24 protein-coding genes are annotated in these 22,821 nt (G+C 49.2%); 16 read left to right on the forward strand and 8 right to left on the reverse strand.

Annotation, left to right across the window (positions count from 1 at the left end; translation table 11 throughout):
* Nucleotides 1–288: 288 nt before the first annotated feature.
* From ACTCCX_RS00005 to ACTCCX_RS00015, 3 genes are all read left to right on the forward strand, one after another.
* Nucleotides 289–1,269 carry a metal ABC transporter substrate-binding protein gene (locus ACTCCX_RS00005; protein ID WP_463274151.1) on the forward strand — a complete coding sequence of 327 codons (981 nt, stop codon included), beginning with the start codon at nucleotides 289–291 and terminating at the stop codon, nucleotides 1,267–1,269.
* 156 nt (nucleotides 1,270–1,425) lie between these two features.
* Nucleotides 1,426–2,079, forward strand: coding sequence for a phosphoribosyltransferase (locus tag ACTCCX_RS00010; RefSeq protein WP_463274152.1), 654 nt, complete (start codon nucleotides 1,426–1,428; stop codon nucleotides 2,077–2,079).
* Nucleotides 2,072–2,311, forward strand: coding sequence for a hypothetical protein (locus tag ACTCCX_RS00015; RefSeq protein ID WP_463274153.1), 240 nt, complete (start codon nucleotides 2,072–2,074; stop codon nucleotides 2,309–2,311). The genes ACTCCX_RS00010 and ACTCCX_RS00015 overlap by 8 nt, the downstream gene beginning before the upstream one ends.
* 117 nt (nucleotides 2,312–2,428) lie before the next feature.
* Here ACTCCX_RS00015 and ACTCCX_RS00020 read toward each other — a convergent pair whose 3' ends face one another.
* From ACTCCX_RS00020 to ACTCCX_RS00030, 3 genes are read right to left on the reverse strand one after another with little or no spacing between them, the layout of a single operon-like run.
* Complete coding sequence (locus ACTCCX_RS00020; RefSeq protein ID WP_463274154.1) at nucleotides 2,429–3,214, reverse strand: SDR family oxidoreductase; 786 nt, start codon at nucleotides 3,212–3,214, stop codon at nucleotides 2,429–2,431.
* 48 nt (nucleotides 3,215–3,262) lie between these two features.
* Entirely contained in the window at nucleotides 3,263–4,018 is a 756-nt protein-coding gene (locus ACTCCX_RS00025; RefSeq protein ID WP_463274244.1) for an exodeoxyribonuclease III, read from the reverse strand.
* A 22-nt stretch (nucleotides 4,019–4,040) separates the two neighbouring features.
* Entirely contained in the window at nucleotides 4,041–4,289 is a 249-nt protein-coding gene (locus ACTCCX_RS00030) for a hypothetical protein (protein ID WP_463274155.1), read from the reverse strand.
* A 310-nt stretch (nucleotides 4,290–4,599) separates the two neighbouring features.
* Here ACTCCX_RS00030 and murB point away from each other — a divergent pair, with 310 nt between their 5' ends.
* The 8 genes from murB to ACTCCX_RS00070 all read left to right on the forward strand — a co-directional run bounded on the left by murB (nucleotide 4,600) and on the right by ACTCCX_RS00070 (nucleotide 12,464).
* Nucleotides 4,600–5,514: a UDP-N-acetylmuramate dehydrogenase gene (gene murB / locus ACTCCX_RS00035; protein ID WP_463274156.1), complete on the forward strand. Its 915-nt coding sequence runs from the start codon at nucleotides 4,600–4,602 to the stop codon at nucleotides 5,512–5,514.
* Between the two features lie 85 nt (nucleotides 5,515–5,599).
* Nucleotides 5,600–7,303, forward strand: a complete 1,704-nt coding sequence (locus ACTCCX_RS00040) for an ABC transporter ATP-binding protein (protein WP_463274157.1) — start codon at nucleotides 5,600–5,602, stop codon at nucleotides 7,301–7,303.
* 189 nt (nucleotides 7,304–7,492) lie between these two features.
* Nucleotides 7,493–8,581: an ABC transporter ATP-binding protein gene (locus tag ACTCCX_RS00045; RefSeq protein WP_463274158.1), complete on the forward strand. Its 1,089-nt coding sequence runs from the start codon at nucleotides 7,493–7,495 to the stop codon at nucleotides 8,579–8,581.
* 11 nt (nucleotides 8,582–8,592) lie between these two features.
* Complete coding sequence (locus tag ACTCCX_RS00050; protein WP_463274159.1) at nucleotides 8,593–9,408, forward strand: ABC transporter permease; 816 nt, start codon at nucleotides 8,593–8,595, stop codon at nucleotides 9,406–9,408.
* Nucleotides 9,405–10,256: an ABC transporter permease gene (locus ACTCCX_RS00055; protein ID WP_463274160.1), complete on the forward strand. Its 852-nt coding sequence runs from the start codon at nucleotides 9,405–9,407 to the stop codon at nucleotides 10,254–10,256. The genes ACTCCX_RS00050 and ACTCCX_RS00055 overlap by 4 nt, the downstream gene beginning before the upstream one ends.
* Entirely contained in the window at nucleotides 10,253–11,323 is a 1,071-nt protein-coding gene (locus ACTCCX_RS00060) for an ABC transporter substrate-binding protein (RefSeq protein WP_463274161.1), read from the forward strand. The genes ACTCCX_RS00055 and ACTCCX_RS00060 overlap by 4 nt, the downstream gene beginning before the upstream one ends.
* A gap of 235 nt (nucleotides 11,324–11,558) precedes the next feature.
* Nucleotides 11,559–11,951: a cyclophilin-like fold protein gene (locus ACTCCX_RS00065; protein WP_463274162.1), complete on the forward strand. Its 393-nt coding sequence runs from the start codon at nucleotides 11,559–11,561 to the stop codon at nucleotides 11,949–11,951.
* A 135-nt stretch (nucleotides 11,952–12,086) separates the two neighbouring features.
* Entirely contained in the window at nucleotides 12,087–12,464 is a 378-nt protein-coding gene (locus ACTCCX_RS00070; RefSeq protein ID WP_463274163.1) for a Rid family detoxifying hydrolase, read from the forward strand.
* Nucleotides 12,465–12,631: 167 nt separating this feature from the next.
* Here the strand turns inward: ACTCCX_RS00070 and sdaAA are convergent, their stop codons facing one another.
* On the reverse strand, nucleotides 12,632–13,570 hold the full coding sequence (gene sdaAA / locus ACTCCX_RS00075; protein WP_463274164.1) for an L-serine ammonia-lyase, iron-sulfur-dependent, subunit alpha: 939 nt from the start codon (nucleotides 13,568–13,570) through the stop codon (nucleotides 12,632–12,634).
* 18 nt (nucleotides 13,571–13,588) lie between these two features.
* Nucleotides 13,589–14,269 carry a serine dehydratase beta chain gene (locus ACTCCX_RS00080; protein WP_463274165.1) on the reverse strand — a complete coding sequence of 227 codons (681 nt, stop codon included), beginning with the start codon at nucleotides 14,267–14,269 and terminating at the stop codon, nucleotides 13,589–13,591.
* A gap of 198 nt (nucleotides 14,270–14,467) precedes the next feature.
* Between ACTCCX_RS00080 and rpiA the strand changes: the two genes are divergently transcribed.
* Nucleotides 14,468–15,145 (forward strand): ribose-5-phosphate isomerase RpiA, encoded by a 678-nt coding sequence (gene rpiA, locus ACTCCX_RS00085; RefSeq protein ID WP_463274166.1) that lies wholly within the window; start codon nucleotides 14,468–14,470, stop codon nucleotides 15,143–15,145.
* Between the two features lie 77 nt (nucleotides 15,146–15,222).
* On the forward strand, nucleotides 15,223–16,524 hold the full coding sequence (locus tag ACTCCX_RS00090; protein WP_463274167.1) for a pyrimidine-nucleoside phosphorylase: 1,302 nt from the start codon (nucleotides 15,223–15,225) through the stop codon (nucleotides 16,522–16,524).
* A 427-nt stretch (nucleotides 16,525–16,951) separates the two neighbouring features.
* Here the strand turns inward: ACTCCX_RS00090 and ACTCCX_RS00095 are convergent, their stop codons facing one another.
* Nucleotides 16,952–17,674: an MgtC/SapB family protein gene (locus ACTCCX_RS00095; RefSeq protein ID WP_463274168.1), complete on the reverse strand. Its 723-nt coding sequence runs from the start codon at nucleotides 17,672–17,674 to the stop codon at nucleotides 16,952–16,954.
* 152 nt (nucleotides 17,675–17,826) lie between these two features.
* Between ACTCCX_RS00095 and ACTCCX_RS00100 the strand changes: the two genes are divergently transcribed.
* The 3 genes from ACTCCX_RS00100 to trpX all read left to right on the forward strand — a co-directional run bounded on the left by ACTCCX_RS00100 (nucleotide 17,827) and on the right by trpX (nucleotide 20,237).
* Nucleotides 17,827–18,531: an AzlC family ABC transporter permease gene (locus ACTCCX_RS00100; RefSeq protein WP_463274169.1), complete on the forward strand. Its 705-nt coding sequence runs from the start codon at nucleotides 17,827–17,829 to the stop codon at nucleotides 18,529–18,531.
* Complete coding sequence (locus ACTCCX_RS00105) at nucleotides 18,524–18,847, forward strand: AzlD domain-containing protein (protein ID WP_463274170.1); 324 nt, start codon at nucleotides 18,524–18,526, stop codon at nucleotides 18,845–18,847. The genes ACTCCX_RS00100 and ACTCCX_RS00105 overlap by 8 nt, the downstream gene beginning before the upstream one ends.
* Nucleotides 18,848–19,211: 364 nt before the next feature.
* The gene (gene trpX, locus ACTCCX_RS00110; protein WP_463274171.1) at nucleotides 19,212–20,237 is read left to right on the forward strand and encodes a tryptophan ABC transporter substrate-binding protein; all 1,026 of its coding nucleotides are present in this window, start codon (nucleotides 19,212–19,214) and stop codon (nucleotides 20,235–20,237) included.
* 399 nt (nucleotides 20,238–20,636) lie between these two features.
* Here trpX and fni read toward each other — a convergent pair whose 3' ends face one another.
* Both fni and ACTCCX_RS00120 read right to left on the reverse strand, forming a co-directional pair.
* Complete coding sequence (fni, locus tag ACTCCX_RS00115; protein ID WP_463274172.1) at nucleotides 20,637–21,704, reverse strand: type 2 isopentenyl-diphosphate Delta-isomerase; 1,068 nt, start codon at nucleotides 21,702–21,704, stop codon at nucleotides 20,637–20,639.
* A complete protein-coding gene (locus tag ACTCCX_RS00120) occupies nucleotides 21,694–22,821 on the reverse strand; it encodes a phosphomevalonate kinase (RefSeq protein WP_463274173.1) in 1,128 nt (375 codons plus the stop codon). Before ACTCCX_RS00120 ends, fni begins: the two co-directional genes overlap by 11 nt.

A 22,821-nucleotide genomic window follows, 5' to 3' on the forward strand; every position in this document is an offset into this window, starting at 1 on the left:
TACAATTGGCGAACCATTCAGAGCCCCTTTAGGGGTTGGTTAGTAACAAAGGCTTTCAGCCGCAGAGCAAACCACCCGTTCACACGGGTGGTTTTGATTCGCTTGTTGGGTACGTTAATGTGTTGCGCACAAAAATTTGTACTTATGAAGGAATAAATTATTTGACAAAAAATGCTTGCATCCGCAAAATCTTTAAGCTATCCTTTAAATCGTAATCGTTACGATTTGTAACATGAAATCATTATCCGATTTCGGATAGTCCATTTGAGAAGGCGGAGGTTAAGAAACATGAAACGAAAAAGGTGTATGAAGTGGACGTTGTCACTATTGGGGACAACAGCATTATTGGCAGGATGCGGAGCAAACAACGAAATGGCGGTTGGAGGCGGTGCGGATACGGAGAAGGACAAGTTGCAGGTCGTAACGACATTTTATCCGATGTACGATTTTACGAAACAAGTTGCGCAGGACGATGCCGATGTGAGCCTATTGTTGGAAGCAGGAATGGAAGTCCATTCCTTTGAGCCATCGAGCCAAATGATCGCTGAAATCCAGGACGCAGATGTATTCATTTACAATAGTCCAGAGATGGAGACATGGGTCCCGGATGTACTGGCATCCCTCGATACTTCGGATATGCTGGTCATTTGTGCAAGCGAAGCGATTACACTGTTGGAGTATGAAGGCGAAGCGCACGCGCATGATCACGAGTCCGAGGAAGAAGATGCGGAAACTGGACATACCCATACAGTCGATCCGCACGTTTGGTTGGATCCTGTTTTGGCAGAGACAGAAGTAACGGCCATTGCAGAAGGATTGGCCCAAGCGGATGCGGATCATGCTGAGAATTATTTGGAAAATGCTGAAACGTATATCGGAAAACTGAATGAGTTGGATGAAGCTTACCGTGCTGCTTTTGAGGGAGCGGAAAATCGTACTTTCGTAACCCAACATGCTGCCTTCGCCTATTTGGCGGACCGCTATGATCTTGTTCAACTGGCCATAACGGGGCTGAATGCCGAAACTGAGCCGAGTGCGGCTGCTTTGGCGACACTTTCCGATTACGTGAAAGCCAACAATATTTCGCATATTTATTTTGAGAACAACGCTTCTTCACAGACCGCGGAGACGCTTGCGGAAGAGGTCGGCGTCGAATTGGCGGTGTTGAGTCCTCTCGAAGGGATCACCAAAGAGGACCAGGAAAGTGGTTCGGATTATATTTCGGTCATGCTGGATAATCTTGAAGCATTGAAGCAAAGTATCAACTGATCCAGAAGTGTTATTGCTCCTCCTTGGGACGTTTGCGTGCTATGATTTGGTTGAGAAAAGACTGCAGAAAAATTGCAGTGAAAGTCGGAAAACAGTCGAACAACATGCACTTGTTTCAGTCAATGGGAAGATATTGCCGGACAAGGAGGGAAAGGTATGTTATTTACCGATCGTAAAGAGGCCGGCATGCTGCTGGCGGAGGCTTTGGAGAAGTACCGCGGAGAAGCTATTGTTGTCTTTGCTTTGCCTCGAGGTGGAGTTCCTTTGGGTGTTGAAATCGCCAAAAAATTGGCCGCACCGCTTGATTTACTCATCACGAAAAAAATTGGACACCCGTTCAATCCTGAGTATGCCATCGGTGCCATCACAGAAGATGCGGATCCGATCTTCATTCCGGGCGAACATGGGGTGCTGGATAAGCATTGGTTGGAATGGGAGCTGAAGCGACTTCGTCAAGAAATCAAACGGCGCAGGGAAACATATATCGGAGCAGCGAACATCCAGTCCCTCGAAGGAAAAACGGCCATCATCGTGGACGACGGCATCGCGACCGGATTCACGATGTTCGCCTCAATAGCAGCCCTCAAAAAGCGGAATCCGAAACGTATCATCGTGGCGGTTCCGGTCACGCCGGAGGATACCGCAAAAAAGATGGACCAGATGGTGGATGCAGTCGTTGCCTTGGAGCGGACGGATAACTATCTCGGAGCGGTGGGGGCCTACTATGTCCGCTTCGATCAGCTTGACGACAAGGAGGTCGTCGCCTTGCTCCGAAGTATGCATGTGAAGGAGGAGAAGGCAGATGAGTGATCCAGAAAAGGCAGTCAAGATAACCGGTGCTGGCGTCACCTTGATGGGTGATCTGGTCCTGCACAGAGACCCGAAAGGCCTTGTCATTTTTGCTCACGGCAGCGGCAGCAGCCGACACAGTGTGCGCAACAATATTCCGGGAGCCACCCACCTGTTCGAAGAAGCCGGGACACTCGAACAGGTTGCCGAGTTGGCTGCACAATGGTTCGTGAAGCAGTTTCCGGGAAAATAAGGCCGACCGAATTGATTCGGACCGGATAACAGAAATAAGCAGGATACCTTTCATATGAAGGTCGTCCTGCTTATTTTTGTGGGTATTTCAGCATGCGCGTTCACCCAACCAGGCTGATCACTCGGCTTCGGGGTTGTAGGTCCAGCCGTGGTCGTTGTGGTAAATCATCAGCTTGGACATTCCGCCGTCGACAGTGAAGTTCTGTCCGGTGATGAACCCTGCCGCATCGCTGCAGAGGAAATGGATCGTCTGCACGATATCATCCGGTACACCGACACGCCTGACAGGATGCTGCAGCAGATCCGCTGCCTCGTACTGAGGGTGGTAATCCTCCTCATTATGGAAGGAACCCGTGTCGATCCACCCTGGGCTGATGGAATTGATACGGGCTTTCCCGGCCAATGAAATACTGAGGGCGTGCGTCAAGGAAAGAATGCCACCTTTAGCTGCCGAGTAACTTTCGGTATCCTTTTGCGACATGAAACCGCGGCTTGATGCGATGTTCACGACCGAGGCGTCAGCTGTGAACACCGGTAAAAACAAGCTCGTCAACAGGTACGGAGCCGTGACGCCCAAAGCCATGACGTAATTGAAGTCCTGGTAGGAGCACTGCGACAAGATTCCTTTTTTGCTGACGCAGGCGTTGTTCACCAGATAATCGACTCTGCCAAAGCGTTGCTTGACGGCTTCGGCAAAAGCATACAGGACATCTTCCATTGCGATATCCCCGTGATGGAAATACACGTCGCCCGCTTCGCAATGCGAAACGATTTTGTCCCCGGCTTCTTTATCCGTATCCACGAATGCGACAGCGGCACCCGCATTCAAAAAAGATTCTACCGTGGCCCGACCGATGCCTTTCGCCCCGCCGGTCACCACGACCACACGATTTTGAAAATCCATATTCCATTCCTCCCTACTGATTGCTTTTTCGATTCTATCGCGCCCGGACTACAGCGAAAGCTTCAGCGATACCGGGCAATGGTCGCTGCCGAAGATATTTTCATGGATGTCCGCGTCGACCAATACATCCTTCAAAGATTCTGATACGAGGAAGTAGTCGATCCGCCAACCGGCATTGTTTTTGCGGGCATTGAAGCGATAGCTCCACCAGGAATATCTGCCTTCCGCATCCGGATGGAAATGGCGGAACGTGTCGATGAAACCATTGGCGACCACTTCGCTGAATTTGGCGCGTTCCTCGTCCGAAAAGCCCGCGTTTTTGCGGTTCGTTTTCCAATTCTTCAGGTCGATGTTTTCGTGGGCGACGTTGAGGTCACCGCAGACGATGACTGGTTTTGTCGTTTCCAACCCTTTTAGATAAGCCAGAAAGGCGGTTTCCCAGGCCATCCGGTAATCCAACCGCTTCAGCTGCTCCTGGGAATTGGGCGTGTAGACGGTGACCAAAAAGAAATCGCCATATTCCAAAGTGATGACGCGACCTTCCGAATCGTGTTCACCTATGCCTATACCTAACCTTACAGCAAGAGGCGTGTGCTTTGTGAAGATGGCCGTACCGGAATAGCCTTTGCGATCCGCATAATTCCAATAGGATTCATATCCTGGGAAAGTAAGCTCAATCTGACCTTCCTGCAATTTTGTTTCCTGCAGACAGAAGAAATCAGCATCGAAATCCGAAAAAACATCCGCAAAATTCTTGTTTACGATAGCCCTCAAGCCATTGACATTCCATGAGACAAATGTCAGTTCCATTTTGTTTCCACCTTCCTTAACGCAATGCAATCGTATAGTAGAGGAACAGGATGAAGATGATCAGATTGATGGTGGACAGTGTCCACTTCATCTTCGGCTCCGGGATGTTCAGCGCAAAAACCGTTCCGACGATCGGCAAAAACAGCGCCAATACCAGCGATGTAGTGGATACCGAACCGGGATCTTTAGTAGTGAAGAGGTAAAGCGGATAAATGATGGACAATAAAGTGAATGTGATGCCATTTCTGGTTTGTTTCGGTTGCATGAAGCAGCCTCCTTTTTCTGTTATCTGTCATATTTTACCATACCCAAGCGGTTGAATCGCATGCAAGAAGACTGGAGCAGGGACAAAAAATAGTGCAATGTGACAAAGTGTTTCAAATTCATTAAAATGTAAATTTTTTCATAAACTTGTGTTAAAATAGCATGAACAGGTGCGGAAATGTTTTTGGTTAAATTTTGATTAATCTTTGATTAGAAAAATATAATTAATTGCTGCCGCTTACTAATTTGATACAAATCGGTATCAAGTGATGTTAAAATGGACTACATAATAAAATTAGTGGGTGAAATGCATGTTGGGGACGGAAATAAAACAACAGTTTCCTGAAACGATTGTTAAAGAAAACGAAAAATTATCACATTATACATACACAAAAACAGGTGGCCCGGCGGATGTGTTGGTCTTTCCTAAAACAAAAGATGAAGTTGCGGCAATCGTCGCATGGGTGAACGAGAAAAAAGTGCCTTTGACGGTATTGGGCAATTCCAGCAATGTCATCATCAAGGATGGTGGCATTCGCGGCATCGTCATGATCCTGACGGAAATGGATCACATGGAAGTGAAGCGTCATCGTTTGATCGTTCAAAGCGGTGCACGCCTGATCGATGCTTCCCGGATGGCATTAGCTGAGCGGCTGAGCGGCTTGGAATTCGCTTGCGGCATTCCCGGCAGCGTCGGTGGAGCAGTCTACATGAATGCCGGAGCCTATGACGGTGAGGTTGAAGAAGTCATCGAATCGGTAGTGGTGATCACACGCGAAGGCGAAATCAAAACATATGCGAAGGATGAACTTGACTTTTCCTATCGCCACAGCAAACTGCAGGAAACGAATGAAATCGTTCTGGAAGTCGTTTTCCATCTGGAAAAAGGCAAGTACGAAGCGATCAAAGACCGAATGGATGAATTGACAGCTTTGCGCGAATCGAAGCAGCCGTTGGAATATCCTTCCTGCGGCAGTGTCTTCAAACGACCAACTGGCTATTTCACAGGAAAATTGATCCAGGAAGCAGGACTGCAAGGCTTGATTTGGGGTGGTGCACAGGTGTCGATGAAGCATGCAGGCTTCATCGTGAACATCAACCAGGCTACAGCGACCGACTACATTGAACTGATTGCACATATTAAAGAAGTCATAATGGAACATTATGGCGTGCCATTGGAAACGGAAGTCCGGATCATCGGAGAGGATACAGTGGGAAGCGTATAGGTTAAAAGAAGGCTGGGTGTGAACATTCAGCTCTTTTTTGGATAGCACTCAATTATTTTTTTGAATATAACGAAGGAGGATAGCCATGCGAAGACCACTGATATCTTTTCAGAACTTTAGTTTCACCTATTCAGATCAAAAGGAACCGACGTTGGAAGAACTGAATGTCACCATCTATGAAGGAGAAAAAATACTTGTGCTCGGCCCTAGCGGCTCCGGGAAAACGACCTTTGCCCGTTGCCTCACAGGCGTGTTGCCGAGCGAAGAAAACGGCGATGCGATCGGAAACATCCTCTTTCACCATCAGGTAGATCAGACAGTAGCCCCCTTTGAAGATTTTCTTCCGAATGAAATGAAATTGGTTAAGAACAGTCTGATTCCCCACGCAGATCAAATGGGAAAATTTGGATTGAAGCAACAGATTCCGTTCCGTACAGCGGAAGATTTGAAGAAAATGGATAATTGGCATGCCTTTTTGAAGAAACGCCCTTATCTGAAGCGCAGTTTTATGAAATTATCGGAACAGCAACTAGGTGATATCACAATGGCCGGCATTTCATTGGATGGCAAACCTTTAATTTTATTCGATGAGCCATTGGCGAATTTGGACCCGAACTCCGGGGATTTGGCAATGAAATTCATTGAAGATCTTCACCGAGTCAGCGACACGACCGTCATCATCATCGAACATCGGCTGGAGGATGTCTTGGCACAACCAATCGACCGTATCCTGCTTTTTTCCGGCGGGCGGATCATCGCAGATGCGACGCCGGAAGAGATACTCCGCACGGAAATTTTGAGCGATATCGGCATCAGGGAACCACTTTACATCACGGCCATGCGCTATGCAGGAGTCGATCTGGACAATGTCCGGGAGCTCGCGAATGTGAAAAAGGTGAACGGGCCGCAATTAAAGCAGCAAATGGAAAGCTGGTTAAATTATCTGCCGCAATTCAGGTATCCCGATTATGATGAAGTGCTTCTGGAACTGGATGGCTTGTCGTTCAAGTATCCTTGGAACGACGAAGATATCGTCGACGGAGCCTATCTCCGCATCTACAAAGGAGAAATGCTCAGTTTGGTCGGTGCAAACGGCGCCGGCAAATCGACGCTTTCCCGTTTGATGACCGGAGAGGAAAAACCGCAAAGTGGCCGTATCTACTGGAAAGGCCATGAAGTCAGTGTCATCGATGCAGGTGAAGCGGAAAACTATGTCGGCTACGTTCCGCAGAACCCGAAAGACAGTCTTTCACAAGAAACCGTGTATGAAGAGATTGCTTTGAAGCTGAAACAGCGCAATATGCCTGAGGAAGAGATCGAAAGGAAAGTCGATGAAGTTGCAAAAGTTTGCGGACTGCAATACATCAAATATTTGCCGTTATCGATGCTGAGTTTCGGTCAGCTGAAGCGGGTTTCGATTGCAGCCGTGTTGGCGTTGGATCCGGAGTTGATTATCTTGGATGAGCCGGCAGCGGGACAGGATTTCAGCCATTACAAAGACATTATGCATTTTCTCCAGCGGATCCATCAGAACGGTGTGACCGTTGTGATCGTAACGCATGATATGCACTTGATGCTGGAATACACACGCAGAGCGGTCGTCATGGCCAAAGGGAAGATTGTGGCTGATACGAGTTCAGCCTTTGTCCTGATCAATCCGAGGTTGATCCAGATCGCCTCATTGAAGGAGACCACCTTGTTCACCTTCGCAAACCAGATCGGAATGACGGACCCTTATTCCTTTACGGAAAAATTTGTCTACTACGATCGGGCCGCGCGCCTTTTCTGATAAAATTCATATAAGTCCCTAACGCCAGGATGCTGATTTCTGGCGTTTTTTGCACGGGTTTCACTATAAATGGGACAGCTTCTTATATAATAATCGTGTTATATGTTAACATGAAAGTATTGAGTGCCGCTGGGCAATGGAAGTCTGCTGTATTATGCTTCGACAAATTAATGACAAAGGCGTGAGAAAATGACTGATAAACCGATCATCACTTTGGAGAATGTAAAAAAAGTGTACGATGATGAAACTGTGTTGCACGATATTAACTTTGAGCTAGAAAAAGGCAAATTCTATACTCTGTTGGGCCCCTCCGGCTGTGGAAAAACAACAATCCTGCGTTTGATAGCCGGCTTCGCGGACGCATCGGAAGGCGTCATCAAAATCAATGGCGAAACCGTAAATCACATTCCAGCGAACCGACGCAAAGTCAATACGGTTTTCCAGGACTATGCCTTATTTCCCCACATGAATGTTTTCGATAACATTGCATTCGGATTAACGATCAAGAAAATGCCTAAGGACCAAATCATACAAAAGGTGAAAGAAGCCTTAAAAATGGTCCAACTTGAAGGCTATGAAAACCGTGAAATCAGTGAAATGTCTGGCGGCCAACAACAGCGGGTTGCAATCGCCAGAGCGATAGTCAACGAACCGGATGTGTTGCTCCTGGATGAACCCTTGTCGGCGTTGGACTTGAAATTGCGCACGGACATGCAATATGAACTTAGGGAATTGCAACAGCGTCTTGGCATCACTTTCATTTTTGTCACGCATGATCAGGAAGAAGCATTGGCCATGAGCGATTGGATATTTGTCATGAACAAGGGTGCAATTGTCCAGAGCGGAACGCCTGTCGACATTTACGACGAGCCGATCGATCGATTCGTCGCAGATTTCATCGGTGAAAGTAATATCGTTCCGGGTACGATGGTTGAGGACTTTAAAGTCCGTTTCGTAGGCAAAGAGTTCGAATGTTCCGATGCCGGAATCACGCCGGGTGAAAAAATCGAAATCGTCATCCGACCGGAAGATTTGGAACTGACGTCTGTCGAAAATGGGAAATTGGTCGTGAATATTGATACACAACTGTTCCGCGGCGTCCACTACGAGATCATCGGCTACGACAAGGATGGAAACGAGTGGATGATCCACTCCACTAAAAGTGCAGAAATCGGCAAAGATGTCGGGCTTCATTTCGGGCCACAGGATATCCATGTCATGCGTCTGGGCGAATCCGAAGAAGAGTTCGATGCCCGTCTCGAAAGCTATGAAGAGTAGGGGGAAGAGCTATGACGAAAAATTCTAGAGCGTTCTATTCCGTTCCTTATTTACTGTGGCTGGGACTGTTTGTGATTTCCCCGATGTTGTTGATCCTGTATCAATCCTTTTTCGATATCACCGGGGCCTTCACGTTTTCCAACTACGCGACCTATTTCAGTTCGGGAAATTATCTGCGGATGACCTTGAATTCGTTCCTTTATGCGCTCATCATCACCCTCGTCACGTTCCTGATCAGTTATCCGACCGCTTTGTTCCTGAGTCGGACGAAGCACAAGCAGCTTTGGCTGTCCCTGATCATTCTGCCTACATGGATCAATCTCTTGCTCAAGGCCTATGCATTCATCGGCTTGTTCAGCCAGAGCGGGACGGTCAATCAATTCCTTGGCTTCATGGGGATAAGTCCGCAGCAAATCCTGTTCACCGACTTCAGTTTCATTTTTGTCGCGGCTTATATCGAGCTGCCATTCATGATCCTGCCGATCTTCAATTCGATCGAAGAACTGAAGCCGTCACTTATCGTAGCCAGCGAAGACTTGGGTGCGACAAGGATGCAGACTCTGACGAGGGTCATCTTTCCTTTGACGTTGAGCGGCGTGCGCAGCGGTTTCCAGGCTGTTTTCATTCCATCGCTGTCGTTGTTCATGCTGACGCGGCTGATCGGGGGAAACCGGGTAATCACGTTGGGAACCGCTGTGGAACAACATTTTCTCGTCACCCAGAACTGGGGGATGGGATCCACGATTGGCGTCATCCTGATCATCAGCATGATCGCTATCATGACTGTTACGAGCGAAAAAAAGAAGAAGGGCAGGGGATCTAAATGAAGGGAACAGCCAACACGAAGTGGAACAATGCCTTTCTTGGACTCGTTTTTACGATTCTGTACCTGCCGATCTTTTATCTGATTTTTTATTCGTTCAATGCCGGCGGGACCATGAACGATTTTACCGGCTTCACCTGGGAGCATTACCAAGCCGTATTTGAAGATACGCGTTTGATCGGCATCGTTTTGAATACCTTCTTAGTGGCCTTGCTTTCGTCCCTTATCGCGACTGCTATAGGAACGATGGGTGCAATTTTCATATACTACACGAAAAAGCGTAATAGAAAGAATATGCTCTTGAGCCTGAACAACGTGCTGATGGTTTCACCTGATGTCATCATCGGTGCCAGCCTACTGATCCTGTTCACGATGCTCGGCTTTTCGTTGGGATTTTCATCTGTACTGCTCTCGCATATTGCGTTTTCGATTCCGATCGTCGTACTGATGGTACTGCCGAAACTTTATGAGATGAATGATTCGATGATCAGCGCGGCTCAGGATCTGGGGGCCAGCAGCGGTCAGGTTTTCAGCAGAATCCTGATCCCTAGTATCACTCCCGGAATCCTGAGCGGCTTCTTTATGGCCTTTACCTATTCCTTGGATGATTTTGCGGTGACTTTTTTCGTGACTGGGAATGGCTTCACTACTTTAGCGGTGGAAATCTATTCGCGGGCGCGCCGTGGAGTCAGCCTGGAAATCAATGCCCTCAGTGCGCTGATGTTCCTGTTTACGCTGCTTTTGGTCCTGGGCTACTATTTCATTCAACAGTACGGGCACAATAAGCATGCGCAGCAAATGAAGGCGATCGGAAAAAGCGCCGATTCGGAACGGATGGTGAAAAGAGGATGAAAAAATTAATGGGAATGGCGGCTGTTATCTTGCTTGCTTGTGCGGCAATCGCTTTTGGAATCAACGCTTTGAACAGAGCGCAAGGCTTTTCGGACGGGAATACGCTGACAATCTACAACTGGGGTGATTATATCGAACCGGAGCTTATTACGAAATTCGAGGAGGAGACTGGCTACAAAGTTTCTTATGAGACGTTCGATTCGAATGAGGCGATGTACACCAAAGTAAAACAAGGTGGAACGGCTTACGATCTGAGTATCCCTTCAGAGTACATGATCGACAAGATGGCCGAAGAGGACTTGCTGATCGAATTGGACCATTCGAAGATCAAGGGTCTGGAGAACATCGATCCGCGCTTCCTGGATTTGCCTTTCGATGAAGGCAACAAATATTCCATTCCTTATTTCTGGGGAACTTTGGGCATCATCTATAACGATAAATTGGTGACGAAGGTGCCGACTTCATGGTCCGATTTGTGGAATCCGGACTATGCGAACAGTCTGCTTTTGATCGATGGAGCGCGAGAAGTGATGGGGCTGGGCCTCCAAAGTGAAGGGTACTCATTGAACGAGACAGACCCGATCATTTTGGGAGAAATCGCTGAGAAACTAAAAAGTATCACGCCAAACGTGAAGGCAATCGTTGCTGATGAAATCAAGATGTATATGATCCAGGAGGAAGCGGCCATCGCAGTCACTTTCTCGGGCGAAGCCAGCGAGATGCTTTGGGAAAATGAAAATCTTCATTACGTGATCCCTGAGGAAGGCTCCAATCTTTGGTTCGACAACATCGTCATACCGAAGACAGCCCAGAATATCGACGGCGCGTATGCCTTCATCAACTTCATGCTGGAACCGGAAAACGCAGCCATCAACGCGGAATATGTCGGCTACGCCACACCGAACCGAATCGCAATCGAACTGATGGATCCCGAAATCACGAGCGACGAGCAATTCTACCCTTCCAACGAAATCATGGACAAACTCGAAGTCTACGAAAACTTGGGAGCCAAAACCTTGGGGACGTACAATGACTTGTTTCTTGAAATCAAGATGTACAGGAAATAATATTTAAAATATTCGAGATGACGTGAACCCGCGTCGGGACTCCCCGCCAAAGAGGTTTTCGCGGGGAATCTCGTGTTGTCCGTAGCCGTTTTTCCCCGCCAAGTTGGTTTCGGTGGGGTTTCTGAACGGGATTTGAACTGATTTAACCCGCCAAAATGCTTTTGGCGGGTTTCTTGAGCATAAATTCAATTCCTGGAGAAAACTATTGACTTGATCTTTAGGTTAAGAGATAAGATTGCATAGAGACATACAAGAATTTATTGAAACAGGAGAGGATAAAATGCAAATACAAGTGCAAGATAACTCGCATACCGTTGTATTTATGCTGAATAATAGTGCTGCAGCAGAGTCACTCTATAATCAGCTGCCGCTGAAAATAAGGGTGGAGAATTACGGGAACAACGAAAAAATATTTTATCCGCCGACAAAGCTGAATACCAGCAACACTCCAAGTGCAGAAGGCCCTGCCGACACACTTGCATATTTTGAACCTTGGGGGAATGTCGTCATGTATTATGGCAGCTTTGGGCGTTATCGGGGATTATATGATTTGGGGAGAGCTGTTTCAGGGGGAGAAAACATCAAAAATTTGACGGGGGAAATCTCTGTTGCTAAGGTTTCTGATTGAAATCAGTTGGGATGCATTGGTTTGGTGGCCGCTTTCAGACTATTCTTAAACAGTCGGTTCAAGAAATTACGCTTCACAATACGTGCTGGGATGTGCTATCATTAAAATAAGATTAAAAGGAAAGAGGGGAATTTCTTGACTAAATTCATCAGTACAGACAAAGCGCCCGCAGCGATCGGACCATATTCGCAAGGAACAAGAAAGAACGGCTTCATCTTCTCATCCGGTCAATTGCCGATCGATATGGAAACGAAGGAGCTTGTAACCGACCCTGCAGCAGCGACGACTGCCAGCCTCAACAATGTGCTGACGATCATCAAAGCGGGCGGCGGTTCGTTGGAATCAATCGTGAAAGTCAATGTTTTCGTGAAGGATATCAATGATTTCGACGCCATCAACGGCGCGTACACTGCCTTCTTCGGCGAACACAAACCAGCCCGTTCTTTGGTGCAGGTTGCCGCATTACCGAAAGATGCCGTCATCGAAATCGAAGCCATCGCTGCAAAAGACTAACACTAATAAAGAAGAACAGCTGTCTCCGAGTGAGATAGCTGTTCTTCTTTTATTTGATAGGATTGTGTTCTGGCTGTCCGATTCTTTCGAGTTATCGGACATTCCTGGCAGTTACGCGGACACAGCACGCTGAATATCAGGTCTATCAATTAGGAGAGAGACGTCCGTCATTCGAACGGATTCACTTTGACAGGTGCTTGGTCGTCCACCCATTCCGGCTTGATTTCCAGCTGCTGGCCGAAGATCATCATTTTCAGGCGGACGCCTTCGCGGGTGGCGGCGAGGCCGCCCAAGCCGGTTTCACGCAAAGAGGCGGGAAGGTTTTTGCCGACTTTGCGCATTGCTTCGATCACATCATCAGCGGGGATCTTGTTCGTCAGCCCGGCCAAGGCCATATCGGCGCTGATCAGGGCATTGACCGCACCGATCGCATTGCGCTTGACGCAAGGAATCTCGACAAGCCCGGCAACCGGATCACAGACGAGGCCGAGCAGATTGCTGATGGCCATCGCCATCGCTTCCGATGCCTGTTCAGGCGTACCGCCAGCGATTTCAACCGCGGCAGCTGCGGCCATTCCGGAGGCGCTGCCGACTTCGGCTTGGCAGCCTCCAGCGGCACCGGAAATCATCGCGTTATTGGCGATCACCATACCAAAGCCGCTGGCGCAGAAAAGCATTTGAACCATCTGATCTTCGGTCAGACCCAATTTGTCTTTGATGGCGAACATTACACCGGGCAATGTCCCGGACGAGCCGGCAGTCGGAGTGGCGCAGATGATGCCTAAGGAAGCATTGACTTCGTTCGTGGCGATGGCGCTCTCCACCGCGATCAGCAGATCATCGCCGGAAAGCGTTTTGCCGCGTTGGCGGTAGTTCCGCAGTTTCACGGCTTCACCGCCTGTCAACCCAGTGGGGGAAAACACGCCATCACCAGCCAAACCTTTTTCGACTGCGGCTTTCATGACTTGGTAATTGTTGCGCATCTGTTCCCAAATTTCCGTACGCGTTCGATGGCTCTTGGCCATTTCCTGCAGCAGCATCAATTCGGAAATCGGTTTGCCGCTTTCCTCCGCGGCTCTCACCAGGTCTGCTATTTTATTGTACAAAGCGAAATTCCTTCTTTCCTAACTGATCAATATCGCCTTTTCGATGAAAGGCAAATCGTTGATTTCATAGATCATTTCTTTGGTGGGGACCGTATCCAGATAAAGGACAACCCATTCGGTATCCTTTTCCCTGAAGATGCGGATGTCCTGCAACGGATAGCCTTTGGACGCGAAATAGTTCTGCCATTCCGCTTCGCTGTAAAGATGGTATTGGAGCGTATTCTGATGGATGAAATAGATAGGCAGATGCGCATCCAAACGCATCGAAAAGTTGTCGATAGCGACATGGTTCAGAACGATAGAACCGCCCCCGATGGAGCTACCCGTAACGGAAATTTTTTTCTTGTCCCGCTCCAACACCATTGTAGCTGTATTCGGATGGCCCACGGGAGATTCGCCGATTTCTTCGATGAACGTCACCGCGATTTTTTGGGAATCTGCCATCTTCAGGGATTGCGGAATCATCGGATCATCTGCCGCAAAACCAAGTATGCCGCCGAGGATGGCGAAATCGGTTCCGTGCCCGAGATGGGTATCCGAGAACGACTCGTAGTAATGGATCGTGACCTTTTTCGGCTTAACCTCGAATAGTTGTGCTGCCGCTTTCCCCAACGCCAAGGCGCCTGCGGTATGCGAACTGGAAGGGCCGACCATCACCGGCCCGATGATATCGAAAATGCTTCTGAATGTATGGCTCATGACGATCCCCTTTCTCTATTGCTTGATGAAAGCTTGCCTCTCATTATAGCGAAAAGGCTGTCGGAATGACAGAATGCACGGCTGTTTTTTCACCGGATTTTAATGGCTTTTTAACGGAGTATCCGCTGCCAATCATAGTAACGCTTCCTTTCCGTATGATATAATGACCTCATCATCCTGAAAGGAATGCGTGAGAAAATGGAACTAAAAGAACTGGTTGGATTAAAAGCTGCAGAATATATCAAAGACGGAATGACAGTTGGTCTGGGAACGGGCTCGACTGCTTACTATTTTGTGAAGGAAATCGGCAGACGTGTGAATGAGGAAGGATTGAAGATCACTGGGGTGACGACTTCCATCCAAACGAAGGAATTGGCTGAGTCGCTAGGGATTCCATTAAAGAGCGTGGATGAAGTGAGCTGCATCGATATCACGGTGGATGGAGCCGATGAAATCAGTGAAGATTTCCAAGGAATTAAAGGCGGCGGTGGCGCTTTGCTGTTTGAAAAAATTGTTGCTGACAATTCCAAGAAAGTCATCTGGATCGTTGACGAAAGCAAGATGGTGAAACATCTGGGGGCCTTCCCGTTGCCGGTCGAAGTCGTCTGCTACGGATCGATCCAACTGTTCAATAAATTCAATGAAAAAGGCTACAATCCGGAATTCCGCAAGACAACAACCGGGGACTATTATTTGACGGATGAGAAAAATAACATCATCGATCTGCATCTGGGCGAAATTTTGGATCCGAAGGCGCTTGCGGAGGAACTGATCCATCTGACCGGCGTTGTGGAACACGGTTTGTTCCTGGATTGTGTGGACACTGTTTTGGTAGGGACAAAAGATGGCGTGAAAGTAATCGAAGCAAAAAGGTAAGCTGCAACTTAAGAACCCTAAACGTTTTGCGTTGTGCTTGATAGGCAAAAAGTCGGATTCAAATGGAGGAATAACCTATGAGAATGGTAGATTTAATTATCAAGAAACAAGAAGGCAAAGCATTGACGAAAGAAGAAATCCGTTTTATAATCAACGGCTACACGGACGGGTCGATTCCTGATTATCAGATGAGTGCCTGGGCGATGGCCGTCTTTTTTCAGGATATGACCGATGAGGAACGGATGGAATTGACGATGGCGATGGCGGAGTCCGGCGATCAGATCAATCTTTCCGCCATCGCGGGAATCAAGGTCGACAAACATTCAACCGGCGGCGTCGGCGATACAACGACGCTTGTGCTGGCTTCCTTGGTCGCCAGTTGCGGCGTGCCGGTGGCGAAAATGAGCGGACGCGGACTGGGACACACAGGCGGTACCTTGGATAAGCTCGAATCGATCCCTGGTTTCCATGTCGAAATCGATGAAGCGACTTTCGCATCCATCGTGAACGAAAACAAGGTCGCCGTCATCGGCCAATCCGGCAATCTCTGTCCGGCTGACAAGAAATTGTATGCGCTGCGGGATGTGACAGGAACCGTGAACTCCATGCCGCTGATTGCCAGTTCGATTATGTGCAAAAAAATTGCAGCCGGTGCGGATGCGATCGTGCTCGACGTCAAAACTGGAGCGGGCGCGTTCATGAAGACGGAAGAGGATGCGCGGGCACTTGCCCATGCGATGGTCAAAATCGGCAATCTGGCCGGCCGCAAAACGATGGCGATCATTTCCGACATGAGCCAGCCTTTGGGCGTGGCGGTCGGGAATGCCTTGGAAGTCGAAGTGGCAATCGAAACGCTGAAGGGCAACGGCCCGAAAGACTTGGAAACACTCTGCATCGAATTGGGTAGCCAGATGGTCTTTTTGGGCGGAAAAGCGGCTGATTTGGCTGAAGCCCGTGAACTGGTTACAGAAAACCTCCGTAACGGCAAAGCGTTGGATAAATTCAAGGTTTTTGTTGCTTCCCAAGGCGGAAATCCGGGAGTCGTGGATGATTGTTCATTGATGCCGCAAGCCTCGCGCCAACAGGATGTCTTGGCTGTAGCATCCGGGTACGTGACAGAAATTATTGCGGATGACATCGGCGTGGCCGCGATGCTGTTGGGGGCAGGGCGCGCCACGAAAGAAAGCACAATCGATTTGGCGGCCGGACTGAGGATTCTGAAAAAAGTCGGCGATCCGGTCGAAAAAGGCGAAGCGATTGTCAGGATGTACGCCAATGAAGCAGATTTCGGCCCGGCCGAAAAATTGATCCAGGAAGCCTACTCCATCGGCGATGAAAGAAAAGAAATCACCCTGATCCACGGCATCGTTACGGATTGAGGAGGCTGTCCTGAAAAGGACAATCTCAGTAACTTAGGTAATTTTATAACTGTTAAAAAAAGCGAGGATGCATGATGCATTCCCGCTTTTTTTGATTGCAAGGCACGAGGCCGAATTGTCGGATGTTCCGCAGCTATTCGATAATTTCGGTCCGACATGGGGCCAAATTGTTGAATGCTTCTCGACATTCGATAATCTCGGCTTAATCCGGAATCGAATTGTCGGATCTACCTCACCTATTCGACAATTTGGACCACCGCACTGAGCATATCTTCTGAATTCTGATCGCCTCCTTTCGCCGAGGTTCGCTGGAGAGCAAAAGCAAACGCACAGAATTGTTTACGGATAACAGCAAAGAAGCAACCGGCACGCGCTCCGGTTGCTTCTTTGCTGCTCCGGCTGAGTTGCCGGCGGATATTTGCCCTCACTACTGGTCGAAGGATACGTTCGTGATGTCCTTGCTCATGTTCATCAGGTCGCTCACCAGATCCTTTTTCTTGTAGTAGTGCGGCAAATCGATCCCATAGATGACGATGTAGTTCGGCTGTTCGCTCTCCGGATTCTCGATCAGGAACTTCATGTCCGAAGTCTCGATGTTGTTTTCGGAAAGGAACAATTCGATCGCCTTTTTCAGATCCTGGCGCCGATAATGGATCTCAACATGCAGACCGCCTATGGAAGTCCGGATTTTTTTGATGATGTGCAGCACGACGTAAAGGATCAGGCAGCCGATGAATGCAAGGAAATAATAGCCCATCCCGACGGCAATCCCGAGTCCGGCGACCGTCCAGATCGTTGCCGCAGAGGTCAGGCCGGTGACTGTATCCCGTTTAGTGATGAGGATCGTGCCCGCACCCAAGAAACCGATACCGCTCACGATCTGGGCGATGATGCGGGTGAAGTCGACCGTGATGCTGGATGCCACATCCGGATTGGCGATCGCCAGGTTCAGGCTGTAGTAGCCGATTTCGACCTGGATCAAGGTGATCAGACAGGCAGAAACCGAAACGATGATGTTCGTCCGCAGTCCGGCTGCTTGGCGATTTTCTTCGCGTTCATAGCCGATGACGCCTCCGACAAATACCGCCGCAAGCAAACGCATCGTTATTTCCAATGTGCTGATGGAATACACAGCAGTTCCCCCTTTCATAATAAGTCATTCTCTCTATTCTAATGCATAGGTTGTCCTCTGTAAAAGGAAATGGCGATTTTCTGAAAATGTGAAGAAACAAGCCGATGCTTCCGCCAAGATGTGATAAAATGAAACACGAAGTATGAATATTTGGTTAGAGGAGTGACAATATGCCTAAAAAAGAATGGCTGGCGGGGATGAAGGCCATTTATCCGGTCTGTTTCGGTTATATTCCGATGGGGTTGGCCTGCGGGGTCTTGCTGCAGCAAGCCGGCTATCACTGGCTGGCTGTCGTGCTGATGAGTCTGCTCATCTACGGTGGCGCTGCGCAGTTCATGATCGCTTCGATGACAGTTGCCGGGGCAGGTCTACTGGAAATGGTCATCATGATTTTTTTCATCAATTTAAGGCACTTGTTGATGAGTTCCAGTTTAGCCCATAGGATCCGCGAGAAGAGCACAGCTTTCAGTATGTTCTTTGCACAGACGATCACCGATGAGTCGTTTGCCGTCAATACGCTTTATTTCAAATCCGATGGCCTGTGGAATCCGACGAAAGCGATCGCTGCGAACGTGACGGCTTACGCTACCTGGATCTTGAGCACCGGAATCGGAGCGATGGCCGGCAAGAGCATTGCTTTGTCGCCGATCGTGATGAACTATATCCTGATCGCGATGTTCATCTTTCTGCTCGTTTCGCAGATTGAGAACCGCATCGTGTTCTGGACGGCGGTATTTTCCGGGATCACAGCAGTCGTGCTGATGAACCTGTTGCACCATAATATCGCAATCGTCCTGACATCGATCTTGGCTTCGGGATTCGGGCTCTATCTGCAGAACATAAAAGACGAAAAGGAGGGGATTTTGCGTGGATGATAAAGCATTGTGGCTCATTTTGGGAGGCGGCTTGGTGACATTTTTGCCAAGATGGCTACCGATTGTCGCCTTGAAGAATGCGCGGATTCCGATCTGGTTCCAGAAATGGATGAGCTTCCTTCCGGTATCGATTTTTGCGGCTTTGATCGCTTCGGATATCTTTTTCTGGGAGGGCATCGTTTCCCTGAATGCATTTGAAAACGCCAAACTGTTGCCGTCGCTCGTTACAGCTCTAGTGGCCTATTATTCGAAAAACATGATCCTTTCCGTTATCGTCGGCATTGTGTCCATCAGTCTTATGGTGTGGGTTCTTTAATGTTTTCGCCATCGTATTATCATTATTCTGTTGACATACTTTTGTTTGTTGATTATGATGAATGCATAAGAGAAGAGGAGGCAGTCACAATGAAAACGATCACGCGTGTAACAGCAACGAACGGAATAAGCTGGCAAAGCCGCATAGAGTAGGTTGATCGTGTGACAGAACTGTCCATAGATGCAACCTCAGATTCGATCTGGATTAGCGTCTATGCGGATTTTTCCTTCTTTTGCAATTTTAGGAATAGATTGCCGCAAAGACTTTTAGGGTCTCTGCGGTTTTTTTGCATCCAAAAAACGCTTTTTTGATCCGGATCGGGATGTGCAAGGAAAACCAAAATTCAAAAAACGGAGGAATAGTGATGATGAAAAATGGGATAAAAAACATGCTGCGGATGGGTTCGGTATTGGTGATCGGGTTATTGGCTGCTTGCGGAAACACGGCTTCGGAGAGTGATTCTTCGGCAGCGACGACGGAAAGCGAACAGGATCAGGTGTACATCGGCATCCTGCAATTGACGACCCATCCTGCTTTGGATCAGATCACGGAAGGCATCCTGGATGAATTGGCGGCGGCCGGCTATGTCGACGGCGAGAATGCCACCATCGATTTCCAAAATGCGCAGGGTGATCAGGCGAACATGAAATCGATCGCCGAAAGTTTCGTCAGCCACGATGCGGACATCATGATCGGTGTTGCGACACCTGCCGCGCAAGCGCTGAAGAATGCTTCTGATGAGATTCCGGTGATTCTGGGCGCGGTCCAGGATCCGGTCGGCGCCGGCTTGGTCGAATCCTTGGAAGCTCCCGGCAGCAATGCGACGGGTCTGTCGAACCGGACACCATCCGACGAACAGATGACATTGATCAAACAATTCCTGCCGGAAGTCGCAACAATCGGCATCATGTACACGACTGCCGAAGACAATGCGGTCATCTCTGGACAACGCGCGGAGCAGGCAGCAGCGGATCTTGGGTTTGAAGTTGTCACGAAAACGATCACGACTTCGAACGACATCGCCCAAGCAGCAGAAAGCCTTGCCAAAGAAGTGGACGCGATCTATGTACCGAATGATAATGTCATCGCAAGCGGTATGCCAACCTTAGTGGATGTAGCCGATTCATTTGGCATCCCGGTATTCCCGGCGGCCGACACAATGGTGAAAGACGGCGGCGTTGCGACTTTTGCACCTAGTCAATACGGTATGGGTACGCAAATCGGCCAAATCGCGGTCGACATCCTGAAGGGCGCGGATCCTGCAACGTATCCGGTCCAACTGGTCAAAGAGAATTCCGTTTACATCAACCAAGCAAAAGTGGACGAACTGGGTTTGAAGATTCCGGAAGAAGTCAAAGCCGATGCGGTGTTTGTGGAATTGGCTGAATAATTGTTGTTTATGACGGAGCTCATCCAATTGCGGATGGGCTTCTTTTTTAGGTCTGGTACTGGAAAAGGGATTGCTGAGGTTCCCGGAAGCCGCGCAATGCTTGCGTGTCGGTTGAACGCATGAAGTGTTAGTGGGAACAGCAGACGAATGCCTGATATGTCGACTGAACGGATCAAGAGTTGCCGCGAACAGTCAAGATATATCGAGTACGTTGACTGAACGGCTCAAGTGTTACCCCGAAAAGCAAACGGAATCCCAATTTGTCGGTTGTTCATGCGTAAATCCAAAAGTACAGCCGACAGCAATCCCGACTGCATGCGCCCGATCCGACAAACACCCACCAAACAAAAACGCGCCAGCGAACGGTATCATCCTACCGTTCGCTGGCGCGCTATTCATTTAGTCAAGAATCGAACGGTTGGCGTACTGCCGGTAGTCGATTCCGCGCATCTCGCACCAGTCGAGGATGTCGCGCTGGAAGATGATGTCTGTCCGGGTCAAGCCGTGAACCGATTTTTTGCCGAGCATCGCCATCATCGTTGTGATCTGTTCCTTCCAGCCATTTACAGTTTCCGCAGTCTGATCCGGGCCGTCGCTCAGGACCATATGCAGGAACTGACCGGAAAGTCCGACAGCCTTCGCGCCCAAGCTCAGAGCCTTGACGATGTCCAATGGCGTTTTGATGCCGCCGGAAGCAAGGAACTCCGCTTTGCCGCGATGAAAATCGGCTTCCAGCAAGGAAATCACTGTTGATTGGCCCCAGTTTTCCAGGTCATCATAGGCTATTGACGTCCTTCTTGCATTTTCGATCGCCGCAAAGTTCGTACCGCCTTTGCCGGAGACGTCGATTGTCCGGACGCCAACAGATATAAATTGCTGGATCGTTTCCCGGCTCATGCCGAAGCCGACTTCCTTCACGATGACGGGGACGCCGACATGCGTGGTGATTGCTTCAATCTGGCGTAGCCACATCGTGAAATCGCGGTCGCCTTCAGGCATAATCATTTCCTGCGGTGCGTTGATGTGGATCTGCAGAGCATCAGCTTGCAGAATATCCACGGCGCGCTTGGCGTTCTCGAGCGAGTGGTGTGCTCCGATATTCGCGAACACCTGACCATTCGGGTTCACTTTGCGGATGACCGAAAAGCTGTCGCTGACGCTGGGATCCTTCAACGCCGCGCTGACGGAACCGGAAGCCATCGCCAAGCCGGTCATTTTTGCGACCATCGCCAAATCGGCATTGATCTGTTTGGTGCGTGTGCTGCCACCGGTCATGCCGTTGATGTAGAAAGGTGCAGCCAGACTCATCCCGGCCATTTCTGTCTGCAGGGATATGTCAGCCACCTTCAGGTTGGGCAAAGAGTGATGAACGAAGCGCATCTTGCCGAAATCGGAGAGATCGGCTGACTGATACTGTTTTTCGGCCAAATCGACGTGTTGGTCTTTTCTGTTTGAATCAAGCGTCATTCAGGTGCTCCTCTCCTTTCCATTCGATTGGTGCCGCACTTCGCACGTAGCTGAAGACGTGCAGCGGTAAGTTCATGATCCCGACGTTTTCCCATTCCGAAATCAAAGGGATGATGCCCGATTGTCTGTCGATGATGACGATGCCGCAGTCTCCGCCACCCGCACCGGATGATTTTGCCGCGCCCAGGTTTTTCTCGGCCAAATCGCATAATTGCGTCAATGGGGGTGTCTCAATGACGACACCGGTGTGCGCAGTCAACTGCTTCAGCAGCAAGCGATTCTCCCGGATGCCTGCTTGAATCGCCTGCAGATCGCCCTGTTCGAAAGCGGCGATCATAGCGTTCACACAGGTTTTGCTGGCTTTCAGGAACGTTTTGTAGAAATCGTCGATGCCGCCGCGGACATCATTGACGCGGTCGACAAGATGGGTGGTTGAAGCCGGGGAGCCGGTCCAGCCGATCACCAGTCGCAGATTGGCTGGTGGTGTCAATGGCCGGATCATCAATTGCGGCCACGCCGTGTTCAACAACTCAGTGAGCGTCAGCTCTGTGGCCTTCTTCATTACCCATTCCCTGTCGAAACAGGCATACGCGATCCAACCGCCGTATGTGCTCGCGGCAATGTCGCCGAAGGAACCGTTGCTTTTGACGGAAAGGTGCGCCAAAGCGGCTAATTTGTAGACCAACTCGAACGCTGGATCGATCGCATAAAATTTTAGTAAGGCTTTGATCGTCGCGACCGTCACCGCGCCGCTTGATCCCAGCCCGTATTTTTTCCCGCTGGCGTTGTCCAACTCGCTCTTGACGGACAGATGGAAATAGGACAACGGAATCCCGGATTCTTTGATGTAGCGTTCCGTCACCTTGACTGCCTCGGTAATGTAGAGGAATGGATTTTCGCGCTGGTCGATGACCAACTGATCCTCTTCGCGGGTCCAAGGTATCGGCAAACCGCCATATTGTGCCGAGCGGATCGTCCCGGTCGTATCGGCTTCTTCCAAAGATACCGTAATGAACTGATCCAAGGCGACCAAAATCGATGGATGTCCCGGCGTCACTACTGCATATTCTCCGGCGATGAATAATTTGCCCGGAGCACTTGCTTCTGTTACAGACAT

It is taken from the genome of Trichococcus sp. (genome assembly GCF_055118575.1).